We start from the raw sequence: 18,159 nt of genomic DNA on the forward strand, positions 1-18,159 counted from the left end.
AAGCAACCTCCTAAACAAATGAACATCCCTATTCTCTCAGATCACCCTTCATCCTGATAGGCCAAAATCCCCTAATCAAACGAAGTGTGCTGCTTCAGTCTTCATGCAGCTCAGCATTGAGTCTTTCCAAAGCACCCGTCACAACATCAAGGTCGCGGGTACGCCAAAACTCAGGCATCGACTGGATAATAAAACGCCCGTAGCTGCGGGACTGAAGACGCGAATCAAGAACGGCAACAACGCCTCGGTCATTATGGGAGCGCAGAAGACGTCCGGCTCCCTGCGCCATCATGAGCGCTGCCCTAGTGACGCTCACTTGGAAAAAGCCCTTGCCTCCCTGCCGATCAGCATCCTCGGTCAAGGCCTTGACTATCGGATTCTGTGGATGAGGGAACGGAATTTTATCGATGACGACCAAGCGACATGAGTCACCGACGACATCGACGCCCTGCCACAGCGACATCGTCCCAACCAAAACGGAATCACGATTAGACCGGAAGCGCTTGATCAATGCTGGTAGAGAGTCCTCTCCCTGGAGCAACACATCTGAGACGCCCTCGGCTCGAAGCTTTTGCGCGCCCTGTCGCGCCGCCGCCCACGAGGCATAAAGAACAAGAGCTCCACCGCCACTGGCCTTGACCAAAGAGACCATCTGCTCCATCGCTGCTGGACTAGGTTGCCCATTACTCGGTGCTGGAAGTCCTGCTGCGATGTACAAGATCCCCTGGCGAGAGGCGTCAAATGGCGATCCGACATCCACTCCCCTCCATGGCAGTGGAGCCAAATTCAACCCCGTGCTATACGCAAGCGAGTCAAAACTCCCACCCAGACTCAATGTTGCAGAAGTCAGAATTGCCGGCCGCTGACCAAAGGCGTTGTCAGCCAAAGAAGGCGCAACTTGCAAGGGCGCGATCATCAAGGATGACAGGCCTCGGTCTTCATCGCGCTCAACCCAGGTCACGCTCTTCTCAGCGTCACGCCCCCACGCTTGCAGCACCTCATCAAGTTCATCACTGAAGGCTCGCACCAGAACTTTCGTCGCAGCCTCAAGTTGAAGAGTGGAAATCTGCGTATCAAGGTCACGTTTAGCCGTGTCCAAGGCGGACATGACTGGTTTGAGGCTTGTTCGGTCAGTCATTAACCCGACTTGGAAGCTTTGTAGGACAGCATCAAGCTGTGCGGCAACGTGATCAAGCGCATCAGTGTCCACAGAGGCCAAACTTCGAAGCCGGCGTGAAATCCGCGTCATAGACTTCAAGGAGAGCGCAACCGATGCCTGCTCACGCACCCGCTCTGCAAGCTCATGAGCCTCGTCAACCGCGAGCGCGCCAATCGGCCCGAATAGATCGCTATCGCTCAAAGCACTGATCCCCAACAACGAATGGTTGGTGACGACAACATCCGCTTCTTGCGCGGTTTCACGAGCCACCTGGGGAAAACAGTCATCGATCATCGGACACTGCTTGCCCAGGCATTCCAGACGTGACACTGAAACTTGCGACCACGCTCGATCGCTTACCCCGGGATCAAGTTCATCTCGATCCCCCGTTTCCGTTTGCGACGCCCAGCGACGTAGACGGACAATCTCCGCGCCCAACTCACTGGCCGGCGCGGCCTCGTCATCATCATCGCGCTGGTTTGGAACATCAAAAAGGGTTCCTTCCAAGGGGTATCCGCCGCCAAGTCGGAAGGTGCACAGATAGTTATTCCACCCTTTGAGGAGCGCGACCCGAGGCCTGCGTCCGTGAACGTCTTCAATTGCCCGGGCTGCGACAGGGGCATCTTTGGTGAGGATTTGGTGCTGGAGGTTCAGTGTTGCGGTAGAGACAAGGACTCTTTCATCTCGACTGACGGCAAAATCCATAAGAGGAATCAAGTAGCCAAGAGATTTACCCGTACCGGTTCCCGCCTGAACAAGAAGGTGCTCAGGAGCTTCAAGGGCACTACAGATTTCCTCGAGCATCGTCTCTTGTCCGCTGCGCACCTGACCGCCCATCTCGTGAACAGCCGCGCTCAGCGCTTGCTTCGCCGTCGTAAGGCTCATTCATAGTCCTCAGCAGGGGCCGCCATGTCTGGCTCGGACATACCATTAGAACCAACGCTTGGAGTTTCTCCCTGCAATGGAAGAGCAACTGCTCGCACAGCCGCAGCTAATGCTCCGTCTACGCGAGCACGAATGCGCTCTCCCTCGCCAAGGTAGTCTTCCAGAAGGACTTCACCTTCTTCGTGGATACGATGGATGAGCGCTCCGTAAATATAGGGAACGATGCAGTCGATGACCTCGCGAGGACGCGGGAGCATTGATGCGATGACAGTTTGAAGTTCAGAAATCCCTTCGCCTGTCACGGCACTAACAAGCACAGCACGTTCACTCAGAGAACGGACAAATGCGCGTTGTTCATCACTGGCAAGATCAGCCTTATTGAAGACGATGAGCTCGGGAATATCGCGCGCTCCTTCAATAGTATCCAGAACCGAATGAACAGCCTGGATCTGGCCAATTGGATCGGGGTGCGCAGCATCGACAACGTGAAGGATCACATCGGCCTCGCCAACTTCTTCCAAGGTCGAACGGAAGGCCTCAACAAGCTGGGTGGGCAGGCGCGACACAAAGCCAACGGTGTCTGAAAGCGTATAGGCACGCCCGTCCTCTGTTTGCGTACGACGGACCGTCGGGTCAAGGGTTGCAAAGAGAGCGTCTTCAACCAATACATCCGCGCCCGTCAGGGCATTGAGAAGCGTGGATTTTCCAGCATTTGTGTAGCCAGCGATGGCAACGGAAGGAATGGTTGAACGCGAGCGATTCGCACGCTGGGCTTGGCGTGCCGGCTCCATTCGACGAATCTGCTCACGCAGTTTTGCCATGCGGTTTCGAATACGGCGTCGGTCCAGCTCAATCTTCGTTTCACCCGGGCCTCGCGAACCTATACCTTCACCCGAGGCAACACGGCCGCCAGCCTGACGCGACATCGAATCGCCCCACCCGCGAAGACGCGGAAGGAGGTATTCCAACTGTGCCAATTCGACTTGAGCTTTACCTTCTCGCGATTTGGCGTGCTGAGCGAAGATGTCCAAAATCAACGCGGTTCGATCAACAACCTTGATCTTGACAACGTCTTCCAAGCCGCGTCTTTGGGAAGGGGCAAGGTCACCATCAACAATGATTGTGTCTGCACCATCAGCAGCAACAAGCTCAGCCAATTCACGCGCTTTACCAGACCCCAAATAGGTTGCGGGATCGGGATGCGAACGTTTCTGGATGACACCGTCGAGGACTTGAGAACCAGCTGTTTGAGCAAGAGCTGCCAGCTCACGCAAAGAGTTCTCTGCTTCTTCTTCAGTTCCAGTGGTACGCAGCCCTACAAGCACGACCTTTTCAAGCCGAACCTGCCGGTACTCGACTTCAGAAATTTCTTCAAGGTCGTTCGAGAGTCCTTGGATACGGCGGGTCCCCGCACGGGCCTCTCGTTCAAGTTCACCCGCCTGCGCGTGATGATCTTGCCCTTGAGTTGATTCCAGGGCGGTTCCTGTGCGCGCCAGGATACGCGCGACAACACCTTTTGCCCGCTCAGTGGAATCTTCGGTCATTCAGTATCTCCAAGATGGTGAAAATTCGTGTGGGATCCGCTTCTTATTTTCCCATGTTTGGCCTATCTATGGGCGCGCCTGTGGAGAAAAAGAAGAGAGTTTCTCGTCGGGCGTAGCACTTCTCAAGTACCCTTGAAGCGTGGATGAACAGTACTTCACCGATTCTGAGCCCGCGTCAGCTGATGAGCTTCACCTGATTCGCGATCGAGTTCGCGGTTTTGATCTGGAGATGTGGGTGAGCGACAGAGTCTTTTCTGGTTCGCGTATTGATCTGGGGACTCGCCAGCTTCTTGCCGAGGCCCCCGCCCTCCCCGAACGCGGTAACTTCCTTGATGTGGGCTGCGGCTGGGGTCCTTTGGCCGTCACCATGGGTTTGGAGTCCCCCGAGGCAAGCGTTTGGGCCGTTGACGTCAATTCGCGCGCGCTTGACCTGACCGCGCGCAATGCTTCCCTGAACGAGGCCGAGAACGTCCATACCCTGCATGCCGAAGAGGCCCCTGAGAAGCTTCGCTCTCAAGGAATCACCTTTGATGTGATCTGGTCTAATCCGCCTATCCGCATTGGAAAGAATGCTCTTCACGAGCTGCTGAAGACGTGGCTTTCCATGCTGAGTGCAAACGGTGTCGCCTACTTGGTTGTTCAGAAAAATCTTGGCGCCGACTCTTTAACGCAGTGGCTGTGCCAGCAAGGTTTTCCTGCAGAAAAGATCGCTTCCAAAAAGGGCTATCGGATTATTGAGGTCCGTGCGCATTCCTGAATCTGCATCCCAATAATTTCAGGATTGTTTTGACATGAATGAGTGGGTGGGAGGAAACCCTGTGTTTCCTCCCACCCACTCATTTTCAGATCAGCGTTCCGCTACTTCTTTTTCTTGTGGAAGCGCGGGCTTGTGCCCAGGTGGACTGGAGACGAAATATAGTCGCCACCCGGGGAAGCCGCGGAATCATCAAGGCCACGATAGACATAGTTAGGATCTTCGTGCTCCAGCTCTAATGGGAACTTGATTCCATCAGCGTAATCTGCAACCTCTTGAGGTAGTGGAATTGAGCCACCTTCTGAGGAGCCAAATCCCGAGGCAACAGAACCGTCAAGAAGGTGTGGCAGTTTCGCCTTATCTGCAAGAGGATTCTCGTCTGGAAATTGAGAGGGGTCAGTGCTGAGCATTTTCTCAAGATCCGTTGGACCGAATCCTGTTCGTTCGTTCCAGGAGTTCCCAGGATTCGTGCCAGATCGGATCAAAAGCTGAAGAAGCTGGTTTGAGGTTGCCTGCGGCCATTTCTCACGCGCCAAGGCAAGAAAACCCGCAGTGATTGCGGGAGCACAGCTCAGGCACTCCACCTTTTCGACATTTTTGTCTGGATATACCCGCGCATTGATGTTTGCACCAACAGAGGCGGTAACCGTGTGTTGACTCCACGAAGAACGCGCCGTGAGCTGCCCATCGGTCGAAATATTTGTAACCCCAACGACACCGGAGAATAATGAATACGAGCGTAGCGACAAATCAAGCGGCTCATCACCAACGCTTGCAACGACTGGAACCCCTCGTGCCATCGCGTGTGCGAAGGCCCACTTGTAGTAGTCCTTAATGTCCTGCATCATAAAACCTACGTCGAACCCCAAATCAGCATAGGGAACCGCAAGCACAATGAGTTGTGCTCCATCGTCTACAGCCTGATGAATGAGATTTCGTATCTGGAACTTCGGTATTCCTCGGTCGTCTACGCACTCACCTGAAACATCGTAGTGAGATCCCGAAAGGCTATAAGTCATCAGCGTCGCTCCTGGGGCAACGCCATACGACTGCGATACCAAGACCGATGCCATAACAGTTGGACGCGTCAATGTTTGAGTAATCGGATCAAACTTGCACGGGCTTTTATCAATAATTGACGCCCCGGCAAGTTCAGGAGCAGAGGTGTCAACTTGGCCTCCAATGAGAGCGATCTTGACTCCCTTACCGGTAATACCTTTCGCTTTCACTTGGTCCAAGTGATAGTACGAAACATAATCTTGTCCGGTGATGGCATCATCTGCCACTGCGTCACGCAGTGGGACAAACGCACCGGCAACAATCAACGCACATGCACTTCCTGTACCGATAAGTGCCCGCGCTACCTTGCGATGTGAAAAAAGCATTGATTTCATTTCGCTTCTCCTTGACCTTTCACTTCGCAACCTGGAAACGACGAACCAGGGGCTGTCCATTCACCTGTGTCGCATCGCTATCAATTGTCAGGGTCCAGACGTATTCTGCCCCGCCAGAACCTTTTTCAACCTCGACGGTCCACTCTGAGTAGTATTCACATCCCTGATCCACGCAGAGTTCGTAGCCGTCTTCGCCCAAGCGCCAATAGTCGGCGGCTGACATGTACAGGTAGGCGTAATCATTCTTATCGGCTTCGACCGTACCGTCGGTTTTGAGCTCGTAGGTCCGCTGATAGGCGATCGGCGGTTCCTTCATCAAGAGTTTGGTCCCGATCATCTTGTTTAAGGCCACTGCCTGTTGTCCGATTTCTGCGCGTTCAGAGGCAGAAGATGCCGCTTCCATCCTGGAAATCAAGGTATTCTTCTGCCCCTCAGGGATATTCTTCATCGCGCGAATATCATCACTGCTCACGTTCGATGTTCCCAATAAGGAACATCCGGCAAGGCTTCCCCCAAGAAAAAGGCCACATAGTGCCGCGACGATACGGCAGCCCCTGTTCACAGACATCTCGACTCTCTTTCTTCTTGAACAGAAAACAGAATACGGTAGTCCACGGAGCAATCTCAAATGTCTCTATTGAAGCGCTGACAGCACAACTTGACGGGCAGTCTGTAACGCGGCCTCGGTACTGGTGGCGGTGCCCTCACCGCTACGATCAATCCACATGATTCTTGGGTCACGGCGCAACCACTTCACCTGCCTGCGAGCCAACTGACGCGTTGCCAAGGCAACAGAATCAATGGCCTCAGGGATCGTCATATCACCGTCAATAACAGCAAGGGCCTGCGCATAACCGGTTGCTTTGGCCGCAGTCTTTGTATGTCGAAGCCCCAATCGGTCTAGTTCCCGTGTTTCTTCGATGAGCCCCTGGTCAAACATCAAGCGAGTGCGCTGTGCAATACGTTGGTCAAGCTCATCCATCGGCCAACGAAGCGCAAGCATGACGGCTGGCGCAGCGTACACATACTGCGGCATCGATGAAGAATAGGGTTTCCCCGTGAGCTCAATGACTTCAAGCGCCCGAATAATTCTGCGCGCATTGTTGGCATCAATGCGCTGAGCAGAGACTGGATCTAATTCCTCGAGCCGATGAAAAAGAACAGCCGCTCCCCCGGGCTGGCGAGATTCTTCCTCGAGGCTTCTCCGAAGCTTAGGATCTGTTCCCGGAAAGTCAATCTGATCCAAAAGCGCCCGCTGGTAAAGCCCCGAACCGCCAGCGACAACTGCAAGATTCGAGCGAGCATGAATCTGCGCAATATCGGCGCGCGCGTACTTCTGGTAGGAAGCGACGGAGGCCTCGTCGCTAATCTCCAAGACATCTATTTGATGATGAGGAATTCCGCGACGCTCTTCAAGCGGAGTTTTCGCCGTACCGATATCCATTCCACGGTAAAGCTGAAGCGCATCTGCAGAAACCAGCTCCCCAGCGTGCGCCCCCATATCCGCGGGCAGGCGCTGTGCGAGATCTAGTGCAAGATCACTTTTTCCCGAGGCCGTAGGACCCACCACCGCAACGATCAGTTGCGATGGCTGATCTAGAGTGGGCAATGCGGTATCAGGCATTTCCATTCGGGGCCCCGATACGGATGCGAGGCATACCAAGGGAGATCCTCGAATCTTCTTCGTGCGCTTGACGCTTTTGCCAAGCATCTCCCGCACGGGTCCGACGAAGTTCAAAGAGACCGCCATCTTCCAACGCTGAATCAGCAATGAGGTGGTGAGGCGCACCGTGCGTTACACGGGCGCGAAGCATGTCACCGGGACGCGGACGATCTGCTTCGCTCATCCCCAGGGGAAGGGCAACGTGAACCAGGCGGTTATCACGTGCTCGTCCAGAAATACGGTGGGTCGCTCCGTCTTTACGACCTTCTCCTGCGGCAACAAGCACCTCAACTTCATTTCCGACGAGTGCGGCATTGTCCTCGGCACAAATGCGTTCCTGCAGAGCCAAGAGGCGCTTGTAACGTTCAAGAGCAACGTCTTGTGGTACCTGATCCTCTCGGTCAGCAGCCGGAGTACCGGGACGCGGAGAGTAGAGGAAAGTAAAGGCAGAACTGAAGCGCGCTTCTTCAACAACTTCAAGAGTCTGTTGGAAGTCTTCTTCGGTCTCTCCCGGGAATCCGACAATGATGTCCGTGGTAATTGCTGCGTCGGGAATTGCAGCACGAACACGCGAAAGAATTCCCATGAAACGCTCACGGCGGTAGGAGCGGCGCATTTGACGCAGGACCGCGTCCGAACCCGACTGAAGCGGCATGTGCAAAGAGGGCATGACAGTTGGAGTCTCGGCCATCGCCTCAATCACGTCATCGGTGAAGGCCGCCGGGTGTGGGCTTGTAAAACGAACGCGCTCCAAACCGTCAATCTTGCCTACGGCTCGCAAAAGATCAGCGAAAGCTCCACGCTGACCAAAACTTACTCCGTAAGAGTTAACGTTTTGTCCCAGAAGGGTAACTTCAATTGCACCTTCATCCACGACAGCTTGCACTTCTTCAAGAATTTCACCGGGACGGCGATCACGTTCTTTTCCGCGAAGGTGGGGAACGATGCAGAAGGTGCAGGTGTTATTACAGCCAACTGAGATTGAGACCCACGCTGCGTATGCACTTTCACGGTGAGTGGGAAGCGTTGAAGGAAAAACCTTCAGAGATTCTTCGATTTCAACAGCCGCTTCGCGATTGTGCTCTGCACGGCGAAGAAGCGCAGGAAGGACATCAATATTGTGAGTACCGAAAACTGCATCGACCCAGGGAGCTTTTTCAATGATCCCGTCACGCATCTGTTGAGCAAGGCAACCGCCTACTGCAATTTGCATTCCCGGACGTTCACGTTTCACTGCTGCGAGCTGCCCAAGGTTTCCAAATAAACGCGTTGCGGCATTCTCACGAACAGAGCAGGTGTTGATAACAATGACGTCTGCACCCATGTCACCGGCGTCGGTTGCGCGCGCTGCTGCGGCAGGAACGCGATCGACTGGGACCAAGCCCGCCTTCTCTAAGAGGCCCGAAATACGTTCGGAGTCATGCTCATTCATCTGGCACCCAAGGGTGCGTACCGCGTAGGTTCGCGGGAAGTCCATCATTTCAACACTCATCGTCGTTGAATTCTAGCGCGTATGGATATTTGGTGTCGCTTTCAGCACTTCCCTGAATAGTAAAAGTGCGCCGATCACTGCACCCTGCCGGACCTGGTCGCGGTCTCCACTCAGATCAAGTCGCTCTACACGCGAGCCACCTTCCCACGCGCAACCCACATAGACCGTTCCAGCAGGATGTCCATCAGCAGAGCCCGGACCCGCGACTCCAGTCGTTGACAAACCAAAATCCGCACCCATAAGTGTGCGAACTCCCTGTGCCATTTGTCGAGCAACTTCATCATCAACGGGACCCGTCTGCGCAAGGCGTTGATCGCTCACCTTCAAAACCGAATGCTTCGTATCTGTCGCGTAGGTACAGACTCCCCCACGCACAGCGTTTGAGGCACCCGGTACGTGAACGAAGGCCGCGCACAAAAGACCACCGGTTAAGGACTCTGCAACAGCAACAGTGAGGCCTGCATTGCTTAAATCAGTAATCAGTTCCTGACAGATAGCATCTTCAGTACTCATCATCCCTGCCTTCGACGATTGCATCAAGCACACGTATACAAACCTGCGGAGAATATCCCTTGCGTCCAAGCATCGAGAAAATACGTCGACGCGCAACTTGATCATCGCAATTTGGCATCGATCGCATCTTCTTCTGAGCAAGGTTTAAAGCACGCTCAAACTGTTCATCGACTCCGATTTCTGAGAGCACGGTATCGATGATCTCCGGGGAGATCCCTTTCCGATGAAGATCGACGCGAAGTGCAGAACCTGTTTTCCCGCCTGCCTCGAAACGTCCCCGAGAGAAGGCACGCGCAAAGGCAAGATCATCTACCAACCCCAATTGAATGAGGCGTTCGATAACAGAGGCAGCCACTTCAGAAGAGAAGCCGCGACTGGTTATTGCGGTTTCTAATTCGCTTCGTGAACGGGCACGAACATCGAGCTGACGAAGTGCTACTTCACGCGCAGCCTCGAATGCAGCTTGCCCTTCTAGAGCAGCATTGCGCTGGCGCATAAGAGCCTGGCGTTCCGCCGGGCTCTTAGTGCGCGTGCGCGGACGAACATCCTCTTCTGATGTGGTCTCTGGGTCGTAATAACGGACCATTAACTAGAAGCCAGCATCCTCGAGTGAGTCATCGATATCTGACGTAGCCGGCTCTGTCAGTTCGCCATCTTGCACGCCGATTCCCAAAGAGACCAAGATCTTCTGTTCAATTTCATTAGCCAATTCGGGATTATCCGAGAGGAACTGGCGAACATTTTCCTTGCCTTGCCCAAGCTGATCATCACCATAGGTAAACCAAGAGCCAGACTTACGGATGATGCCAGTTTCCACACCCATGTCGATAATCGAGCCTTCGCGGGAGATGCCCTTACCGTAGACGATATCGAACTCAGCCTGCTTGAAAGGCGGAGCCATCTTGTTCTTGACGATCTTTGCGCGGGTACGGTTACCGACGGGAGCTCCAGCTTCCTTCAGGGTTTCAATTCGGCGAACATCAATACGGACGGAGGCGTAGAACTTCAGAGCCTTACCGCCGGTTGTAGTTTCGGGATTACCGAAGAAAACACCAATCTTTTCACGAAGCTGGTTAATGAAGATTGCGGTTGTTCCGGTCGCCGACAGAGCGCCGGTAATTTTACGCAGGGCCTGGCTCATCAGTCGGGCCTGCAGGCCGACATGAGAGTCGCCCATCTCGCCTTCGATTTCAGCCTTAGGCACAAGCGCAGCGACGGAGTCAATGACGATGATGTCAATGCCGCCCGAACGAATCAGCATGTCGGCAATTTCCAGTGCCTGCTCACCGGTATCAGGTTGGGAGACCAGGAGGTTATCCGTATCAACGCCCAGAGCGCGCGCATAGACGGGGTCAAGTGCGTGTTCAGCGTCGATAAATGCGGCGTTTCCGCCTGCTTTTTGCGCGCTGGCAACTGCGTGAAGCGCAACGGTCGTCTTACCGGAGGACTCAGGGCCGTAGATTTCGATGACGCGCCCACGAGGCAGACCGCCAATTCCAAGAGCGACATCAAGAGCCAGAGAACCAGTGGGGATCACCTGCACCGGGGGACGCGAATCATCTCCCAGTCGCATGACAGAGCCCTTACCGAACTGCTTATCGATCTGTGAGAGCGCGAGCTCCAAAGCCTTATTTCGGTCCCCATTCGCTGAGGAAGAGGAACCCTTACGAGCTACTGCCATGGTGATACCTTTCGTCGAAGCCTCTCCGGCCACTGTTCATCTGGTCTATGCAGCAGATCCCCTCTCCGGGGACTACTCAGTGAAGATATGCTCGACCACAGGCATTTGCGACCACTTTTCCGTATCTGTGGAAAAACTGATCACACTTCACTTCTTCCACAGAATAAATGGAACAAATGTTCGACGCATGTCGACACGCCATTAGGAACGCTTCAAACGACGAATCTTCTCACGCTCTTTCGCATCAAGACGATGAACCCAGCGCACAGCCTCGTCTGCATCACTTTCACGAAGTAACTCAGACCAGACCATATCCGGCGAAACTCCCCTATCAAGAGCCTCCGCGCAGGTTCCCCTTAGCGAAGGTAAATACAGGTCAGCCGTCAATGAGCGCCCAAGGGTGGCCCCAAAGACGTCATCGACGGCATCCCAAAATTCAGAAAGAGTCACGAGATCAGTGTCACCGGGACCAGATTCTCAGGAACAGTGTCCGGAACGACAGTTCCATCCAAGACAGCCATACGCTCAGAAACCTCGCGCAGGATGTACCACAGCGGCACTCCAAGGGCCTCACTAATCGCGTCAAGAAGTTCAGACGACGCTTCCTTCTGTCCACGCTCAACCTCGGAAAGATAACCCAAGGAGACCTGAGCCTCGGAAGAAACTTCTCGCAAAGTACGCCCCTGCTTACGGCGAATCTCACGCAAAACATCGCCAATTTCAGTGCGCAGCAAGGGAGCGGCTGCACGATCATGGGCGGGGCGATTCATAGCTTGACGATAACCTGCCGCCAACGCCTTCTGCATGGCCAGTTCATTCAGTGGACGCACAGAACTCGGGATATTGTTCTTCTGCTTCTTTATCATGTTCTTCCTAACGTCTGAACGACCCTGCCTATTCCCACAATACACGAGGGATTTAAAAGTTGCGTCTAAGTCGCTCAACTTTGCGCTCAAGGCGCAACTGTAATTACGCCTCGTTTTGAGGCTCAGGATCACGAACCTCGCGGGCAAGAATGAGGCCCTCACGCACATACGCAATGCCCGACCAGAGAGTCGCAGCAAGCGCAGTACCCGCAACACACAAAGCCGACATTAAGGCAACTGACGCCCACCCGCGATTGGCGGGATTGAGGAAGTAGAAATAATCCCAGGGGATCAAGAGAAGGAAAATAGCCAAGACCTGAAGAACGGTCTTAATTTTTCCGGACTGCGAGGCTGAAACCACGATCCCCCGCCGCAGGAAGAATGCACGCATGACAGTGATTCCCAATTCGCGGATTGCCACAAGGATCGTGAACCACCACGGAAGAACTCCCTGAATACTCAAAATAATGAACGCGCTGAGTGTGAGAGCCTTATCTGCAATAGGATCGACGACACGACCGAAATCAGTGACCAAACCGTAGGCGCGCGCAATTTTTCCATCGAGCTGATCGGTTGCAGCAGCAACACAAAACACCAGCAAAGCCCACCACTGCGCGCTCCAGGTGTCCACAAACTTCAAGTAGATGAATACGGGGACTAGCAGCAGGCGAAAAACCGTCAGCGCATTGGGCACATTGATCGTAGAGACCTTCGTATAGCGTTCAACACGCGACACGTGAGTAGCCACGCCTTGCCCCTTTGCTTCTTAGCGCCCGGTCAGCTGCCAAGCGTCTTCATTCTCTTCAGGCTCTTCATCGACCCAGTCGGTCCGACCACCAAAATCATGTCCGGAGTAAGGATCCGAGGAAGCGGTATCTCCATCGTACCCGTTTGAAGGAGCCTTAGACGACTGGTCAGCAAAATTCGGCGAAGAAACTTCCTGTTGCTGAGTAGGTGCAGCTGCGGGTTCAGGCGCACTCTCTCCCCTAAGCATGGCCAAAATTTCGGGGAGCTGTTCGGGAGTCACCAATACCTGGCGCGCTTTCGAACCCTCAGAAGGACCAACAATCTCACGCGATTCCAGAAGGTCCATCAGGCGACCTGCCCGCGCAAAACCAACGCGAAGCTTTCGCTGCAGCATCGAGGTCGAACCCAACTGAGTTGAAATAACCAGCTCAGCTGCTGCCAAGAGATCATCAAGATCGTCACCGATATCCTCGGCAACCTTCGCAGTCTTCGCGGGGGCAAGAACATCAGGACGGTACTGTGCCTGCATCTGTTCTTTGACGTGAGAAACGATCGAATGAATTTCGGATTCAGTAACCCATGCGCCTTGGACGCGCATCGGCTTACTTGCGCCAGAAGGAAGGTACAAGGCGTCACCTTGACCAATGAGCTTCTCAGCACCGGGCTGATCCAAGATCACTCGGGAGTCGGCCAATGATGATGTCGCGAACGCCAAACGCGAAGGAATATTCGCTTTGATCAAGCCGGTGACAACATCAACCGAAGGACGCTGGGTTGCGAGGACGAGGTGAATACCAGCTGCGCGCGCAAGCTGGGTAATACGCTGAACCGAAGCTTCAACATCGCGCGGGGCAACCATCATCAGGTCCGCGAGCTCATCGACAACGACCAGCAAGTAGGGATAGGGTCGCAATTCACGATTAAGACCCGGAAGAGCCTTCACTTGGCCTGCAGACACAGCCTTGTTGAAATCATCAACATGCTTAAATCCGTATGTCGCAAGATCGTCGTAACGCGCATCCATTTCCTTAACGACCCACTCAAGCGCTTCAGCAGCCTTCTTTGGATCGGTGATGATCGGGGAAATCAGGTGCGGGATACCTTCGTAGATCGTCAATTCGACTCGCTTGGGATCGACCAGGATCATGCGAACCTGAGAGGGTGTCGCGCGCATCATGATCGAGGTAATCATCGAATTCACGAATGACGATTTACCGGAACCAGTCTGGCCAGCAACCAGAAGGTGCGGAGTCTTCGCCAGGTTGGTAACGACGTAGCCACCTTCAACATCCTTACCAACACCGACAACCAAGGGATGCTGGTTACGCTGAGCTGCGCCAGAGCGAAGAACATCTCCCAGCGCGACAGTTTCTCGGTCAGAGTTTGGAATCTCAATACCGATTGCCGATTTTCCGGGAATCGGCGCAAGAATTCGCACGTCTGCCGAGGCCACAGCGTAGGCGATGTTCTTCGAAAGGTTTGTCAGGCGGTCAACCTTCACGCCTGGTCCCAAGGTTACTTCGTAACGCGTCACTGTTGGGCCGCGGGAGAATCCGGTCACTTGGGCATCGACATTGAATTCTGCAAACACCTGACGCAGTGCCTGCACGACTTGATCATTAACTGCCGAGCGAGTCTTATGGGGCGCACCGCGCACAAGAAGTTCGCTTGAAGGAAGCGTGTAGGACAGGTTCTCATCCAGTTCCGCTTGGAATCCGCCTGCAGGCTCTTCAGTATGCGCAGGAGGTTCGGGGTCGACCTGATCCTCGATAATTTCGCTGACCGAAAGAGCAGGGACCTGCATTGCCTCCGTTGGCGCATCCATCGCCGAGGAAGCGGGCTGTGCCTCGGGGACGTGCGGTGCCGAGGCCGGCATCACCCGAGTACGCTGCGTATCGACCTGGGTAGGAACGTCTTCTTGGGGCTCAGATTCCACTGCGCGGCGGAAGTGTTCATCGCCGTCATAGGAATCCAAGAAAGGATCATCGCCAGCAGCAAGGGAGCGACGTGCCTCTTCACGCGCTCGCGCTGCTGGGTCGCTTTCCTCTGGCCTCGTCCGCTTAGCAAGACGGTCGACACATTCACGGACCAAGGTCGGGACCTGCGCAACCTGCGTACGCGTCCCCAAAAGGATCGAGTAGAGGAGAAGAAGAATCAAGAGTGCCGCCGCGCCCCACGACGACAGCATAAGAACCAGAGGGCGAGCAATAAACCAACCGAGGATTCCACCCGCATTCTCGATCGAGGCGGCAGAGTCAAAAGCGGGGTTACCTTTGCTGACATGAACAAGACCGGTCAAAGAAAGGACAACACCAAGGCTACCTGCGACGCGGTGAGGCAAAGCTGAATTTCCTGAGCGGACGCGAACTAACTCAACAGAGAAGGCGACCAGAATAATGGGCAAAACGACGGAAAAAATCCCAACGAAGCCCGCTGCGCACAGGTGAATGAAATCCCCCGCTTGTCCCGAAATACCAAACCACTCACGCAGGGCAACCAGAACGGCAATCGCCATAACAATGAAAGCCAGCGCATCGCGCTTCACCTGAGCATCGGTTGCGCGCCATGCTCGAATCATCGCAAGAATGCCGCGTCCGATCCCGGAAAATACGCGCGCGAGAAGCCCCGGGGTCGCAGTGGACTTCCCGGCTCGTGAAGAAGATTTCGAAGATGCTGAAGATGGGGATTTTCGTGCCATGGTAGGAAAAACGCTACCGCTGCATGTCCATGAAAAGGCTTAGGCACGCCGCGAAAGTCCCTTCCGACTGCGTCACACACGCCCGTTCTTTATAACTTCTCGGATCTGCTCCCAACTTGGAACGGGAAGAGCCGATTCGTGAGAAATCGTGATCGCAGCAGCTGCATTCGCCATTCGCGCTGCTTCAACAAAGTCGTGTCCCAGAAGAAGCGCCGCACACATAGTGGCGATGTGGGTATCCCCCACCCCGGCGGTATCAACCGTCGTGGATTCGTACGCGGGGATCGAAATTCTGGGTTCGTCGGCATGAAGCTGCAGTTCACAGCCCATGACTCCCAGGCGGCGAACGAAGACCGCGTCAGGACGCATGACTCCGCGAACTCCAGTTCCGTGCTCATAGGAAGCAAGAATGTCAGACAGGGTCGCGGCCTCGCGAATATTCATTGAGACAACGTCCGCACGCCCCAGCAAACGTGGCCACACGGACACCGGGACCTGAGCGACGGCAGGAGAAACGGAAACAACTAGGGTGACACCTTCGGGAAGATTCTCGGCCCATCCAGTGAGGATTTCCGCACTTGCTGGATTCGCAAGATCCGAGCCCGATACATGGACCAGATCCCCTTCGTGGATCTCCAAGGCATCCAAGGCTTCACGCGAAGGTTCTGATTCCACCCCCGTCGTCACGATCGAGGTCATCGAACCATTCGCTTCGACCAGCTGAATCGCAACGCCGATATCGCCAACGAGTTCGGGAAGAAGAACCTTCACTCCTGCTTCATGAAGAAGCTGACGAACCATATACGAATTGGGACCGGTCCCCAGAGGCGAAGCGGTCGCGGTATAGACACCAAGCTTTGACACAGCAGACAAAGCAGTGAAACCACCCGCTGGAAGCGAGGTTGCTGCAGCTGCGTGAACGGAGCCTCCCCGTTCTGGCAGCTGATAAATACGCATGGGAAGAGAGAGGACAATCGAATAGGTCGAGATAAAACGCCCGGTCATGCTTCTACCGTACCTTACGCTCATGCCTCTATCGGCGTACTCAAGTCCCGCCCGCTACTGCAGGACGACAACCGGAACAATCATGGGGCGTCGACGCAAATGACGACCAACCCAGCGACCGATCACGCGACGCATCGCCTGCTGAAGGACGTGTGCATCCACATTTCCTCCGGAAGCGGCCTCTTCGAGTGCTGCGGTGACGTCGGGAAGAATCTCGTCGAAAACTGAGGAGTCTTCAGCCATCCCAATTGCGCGAATTGTCGGTGGTGCAAGAACCATCCCCGACTCGCCCTCAACAACCGCGTAAACGCTCACAAAGCCTTCAGATCCGAGGGTGCGTCGAGTGGCCAATTCATCTTCGGAGATCTCTCCGATAGAGGAACCGTCAACGTAGATGTACTCACAGGGAACCGCACCGACGACTCTGGCATGTCCGTCTTCGAGATCAACGACCACGCCATCTTCAGCAAGAACAACGTCTTCCGGCTTGACGCCGGTCAGTACTGCCAATTGACCATTGGCAACCAAGTGGCGAATCTCCCCGTGGATCGGCATGACGTTCTTCGGCTGAACGATATTGTAGCAGTAGATCAGTTCTCCCGAGGCCGCGTGGCCGGAAACGTGGACCTTAGCATTCGCTTGGTGAACAACCTTTGCGCCCAAACGTGTGAGGTCGTTAATGACGCGGTACACCGAGTTCTCATTACCCGGAATCAAGGAAGACGCGAAAATCACCGTATCGCCGGGTTCAATGCTGACAAAGCGATGCGATCCCTGCGAAATTCGAGAAAGGGCGGCCATTGGCTCTCCTTGAGACCCAGTTGCCATGTATACCCTCTGATTGGGAGGAAGCAGGGAAATCTCATTGGAATCGACAATGAGCCCCTCAGGAATTGTGAGGTAACCCTTTTCCTGAGCGATACGCATATTCCGTTCCATGGAACGGCCAACCAAGGCAACACTGCGGCCATGATGTGCAGCCGCATTGATGACCTGCTGGACGCGGTGAACATGCGAAGCAAAAGAAGCGACGATGATCTGACCTGTTGCCTCGGCAAAAACTTGATCCAAGACCGGGCCAATTTCGCGTTCTGGAGTAACGAATCCGGGCACTTCCGCATTCGTTGAGTCCACCATGAACAAGTCCACGCCTTCTTCACCAAAACGCGCGAAGGAGCGAAGGTCTGTCAAGCGGTGGTCGAGAGGCAGCTGGTCCATCTTGAAGTCGCCAGTGATCAGGACTTTACCCGCGGGGGTGCGAACGAAAACAGCGAGGGCGTCTGGAATCGAGTGGGTAACCGCAACGAACTCACAATCGAAGGGACCAATTGCTTGGCGGTCTCCTTCTTCGACGACATGAAGGTTTTCAGCAGAAAGTCGGTGTTCACGGAGCTTGGGCTCAACAAAAGCTAAAGTCAGGTCGGAACCATAAATCGGAATATCTTCGCGGAGTTTAAGCAGATACGGGACCGCGCCGATGTGGTCTTCATGCCCATGAGTCAAAACCATGCCGACAATGTCGTCAAGACGGTCTTCAATCCAGGAAAAATCGGGCAGAATCAGGTCGACTCCAGGCTGAGATTCTTCAGGGAAAAGAACGCCGCAGTCGACAACCAGGAGTTTGTCACCAAATTCCAAAACATTCATATTGCGGCCGACCTCGCCCAGGCCACCCAGCGGGACAATCCTGAGATTCCCCTTCTTCAGAGGCGCAGGTTCAGGCAGGTTGTCGTAAAGAGGCATCATGCAATAAGTGTG

At 54.5% G+C, this 18,159-nt stretch carries 16 protein-coding genes; 1 reads left to right on the forward strand and 15 read right to left on the reverse strand.

The features are described 5' to 3' along the window. Positions 1–94: 94 nt before the first annotated feature. Both HGAS_RS07355 and hflX read right to left on the reverse strand, forming a co-directional pair. Positions 95–2,044 (reverse strand): ATP-dependent DNA helicase, encoded by a 1,950-nt coding sequence (locus tag HGAS_RS07355; RefSeq protein ID WP_019127167.1) that lies wholly within the window; start codon positions 2,042–2,044, stop codon positions 95–97. Further along, a complete protein-coding gene (hflX, locus tag HGAS_RS07360; protein WP_019127168.1) occupies positions 2,041–3,588 on the reverse strand; it encodes a GTPase HflX in 1,548 nt (515 codons plus the stop codon). Before hflX ends, HGAS_RS07355 begins: the two co-directional genes overlap by 4 nt. A 139-nt stretch (positions 3,589–3,727) precedes the next feature. Between hflX and HGAS_RS07365 the strand changes: the two genes are divergently transcribed. Next, positions 3,728–4,345 carry a class I SAM-dependent methyltransferase gene (locus HGAS_RS07365; RefSeq protein ID WP_019127169.1) on the forward strand — a complete coding sequence of 206 codons (618 nt, stop codon included), beginning with the start codon at positions 3,728–3,730 and terminating at the stop codon, positions 4,343–4,345. Between the two features lie 101 nt (positions 4,346–4,446). Here the strand turns inward: HGAS_RS07365 and HGAS_RS07370 are convergent, their stop codons facing one another. The 13 genes from HGAS_RS07370 to HGAS_RS07430 all read right to left on the reverse strand — a co-directional run bounded on the left by HGAS_RS07370 (position 4,447) and on the right by HGAS_RS07430 (position 18,147). Beyond that, on the reverse strand, positions 4,447–5,736 hold the full coding sequence (locus tag HGAS_RS07370; RefSeq protein ID WP_019127170.1) for a S8/S53 family peptidase: 1,290 nt from the start codon (positions 5,734–5,736) through the stop codon (positions 4,447–4,449). A gap of 19 nt (positions 5,737–5,755) precedes the next feature. Next, entirely contained in the window at positions 5,756–6,208 is a 453-nt protein-coding gene (locus tag HGAS_RS07375) for a hypothetical protein (RefSeq protein WP_233993739.1), read from the reverse strand. Between the two features lie 162 nt (positions 6,209–6,370). After that, positions 6,371–7,366, reverse strand: coding sequence for a tRNA (adenosine(37)-N6)-dimethylallyltransferase MiaA (gene miaA, locus HGAS_RS07380; protein ID WP_034234116.1), 996 nt, complete (start codon positions 7,364–7,366; stop codon positions 6,371–6,373). Next, positions 7,353–8,891: a tRNA (N6-isopentenyl adenosine(37)-C2)-methylthiotransferase MiaB gene (gene miaB, locus HGAS_RS07385; RefSeq protein ID WP_026066717.1), complete on the reverse strand. Its 1,539-nt coding sequence runs from the start codon at positions 8,889–8,891 to the stop codon at positions 7,353–7,355. The genes miaA and miaB overlap by 14 nt, the downstream gene beginning before the upstream one ends. A gap of 12 nt (positions 8,892–8,903) precedes the next feature. Continuing rightward, positions 8,904–9,404 carry a CinA family protein gene (locus HGAS_RS07390; RefSeq protein WP_019127174.1) on the reverse strand — a complete coding sequence of 167 codons (501 nt, stop codon included), beginning with the start codon at positions 9,402–9,404 and terminating at the stop codon, positions 8,904–8,906. Continuing rightward, the gene (locus HGAS_RS07395) at positions 9,394–9,990 is read right to left on the reverse strand and encodes a regulatory protein RecX (RefSeq protein WP_019127175.1); all 597 of its coding nucleotides are present in this window, start codon (positions 9,988–9,990) and stop codon (positions 9,394–9,396) included. The genes HGAS_RS07390 and HGAS_RS07395 overlap by 11 nt, the downstream gene beginning before the upstream one ends. A 3-nt stretch (positions 9,991–9,993) precedes the next feature. Next, entirely contained in the window at positions 9,994–11,085 is a 1,092-nt protein-coding gene (gene recA / locus HGAS_RS07400) for a recombinase RecA (protein ID WP_034234135.1), read from the reverse strand. A gap of 201 nt (positions 11,086–11,286) precedes the next feature. Further along, the gene (locus HGAS_RS07405; RefSeq protein ID WP_019127177.1) at positions 11,287–11,535 is read right to left on the reverse strand and encodes a DUF3046 domain-containing protein; all 249 of its coding nucleotides are present in this window, start codon (positions 11,533–11,535) and stop codon (positions 11,287–11,289) included. Beyond that, the gene (locus HGAS_RS07410) at positions 11,532–11,855 is read right to left on the reverse strand and encodes a helix-turn-helix domain-containing protein (protein WP_026066718.1); all 324 of its coding nucleotides are present in this window, start codon (positions 11,853–11,855) and stop codon (positions 11,532–11,534) included. The genes HGAS_RS07405 and HGAS_RS07410 overlap by 4 nt, the downstream gene beginning before the upstream one ends. Positions 11,856–12,054: 199 nt before the next feature. Continuing rightward, positions 12,055–12,699: a CDP-diacylglycerol--glycerol-3-phosphate 3-phosphatidyltransferase gene (pgsA, locus tag HGAS_RS07415; RefSeq protein WP_233993741.1), complete on the reverse strand. Its 645-nt coding sequence runs from the start codon at positions 12,697–12,699 to the stop codon at positions 12,055–12,057. A gap of 18 nt (positions 12,700–12,717) precedes the next feature. After that, positions 12,718–15,396 carry a DNA translocase FtsK gene (locus tag HGAS_RS07420; RefSeq protein ID WP_019127180.1) on the reverse strand — a complete coding sequence of 893 codons (2,679 nt, stop codon included), beginning with the start codon at positions 15,394–15,396 and terminating at the stop codon, positions 12,718–12,720. Positions 15,397–15,468: 72 nt separating this feature from the next. Then, complete coding sequence (locus HGAS_RS07425; protein ID WP_019127181.1) at positions 15,469–16,401, reverse strand: PfkB family carbohydrate kinase; 933 nt, start codon at positions 16,399–16,401, stop codon at positions 15,469–15,471. 54 nt (positions 16,402–16,455) lie between these two features. Beyond that, on the reverse strand, positions 16,456–18,147 hold the full coding sequence (locus HGAS_RS07430) for a ribonuclease J (protein WP_019127182.1): 1,692 nt from the start codon (positions 18,145–18,147) through the stop codon (positions 16,456–16,458). Positions 18,148–18,159: the final 12 nt, after the last annotated feature.

This window comes from Actinomyces sp. ph3, assembly GCF_000308055.1.
Taxonomy (GTDB): Bacteria; Actinomycetota; Actinomycetes; order Actinomycetales; family Actinomycetaceae; genus Pauljensenia.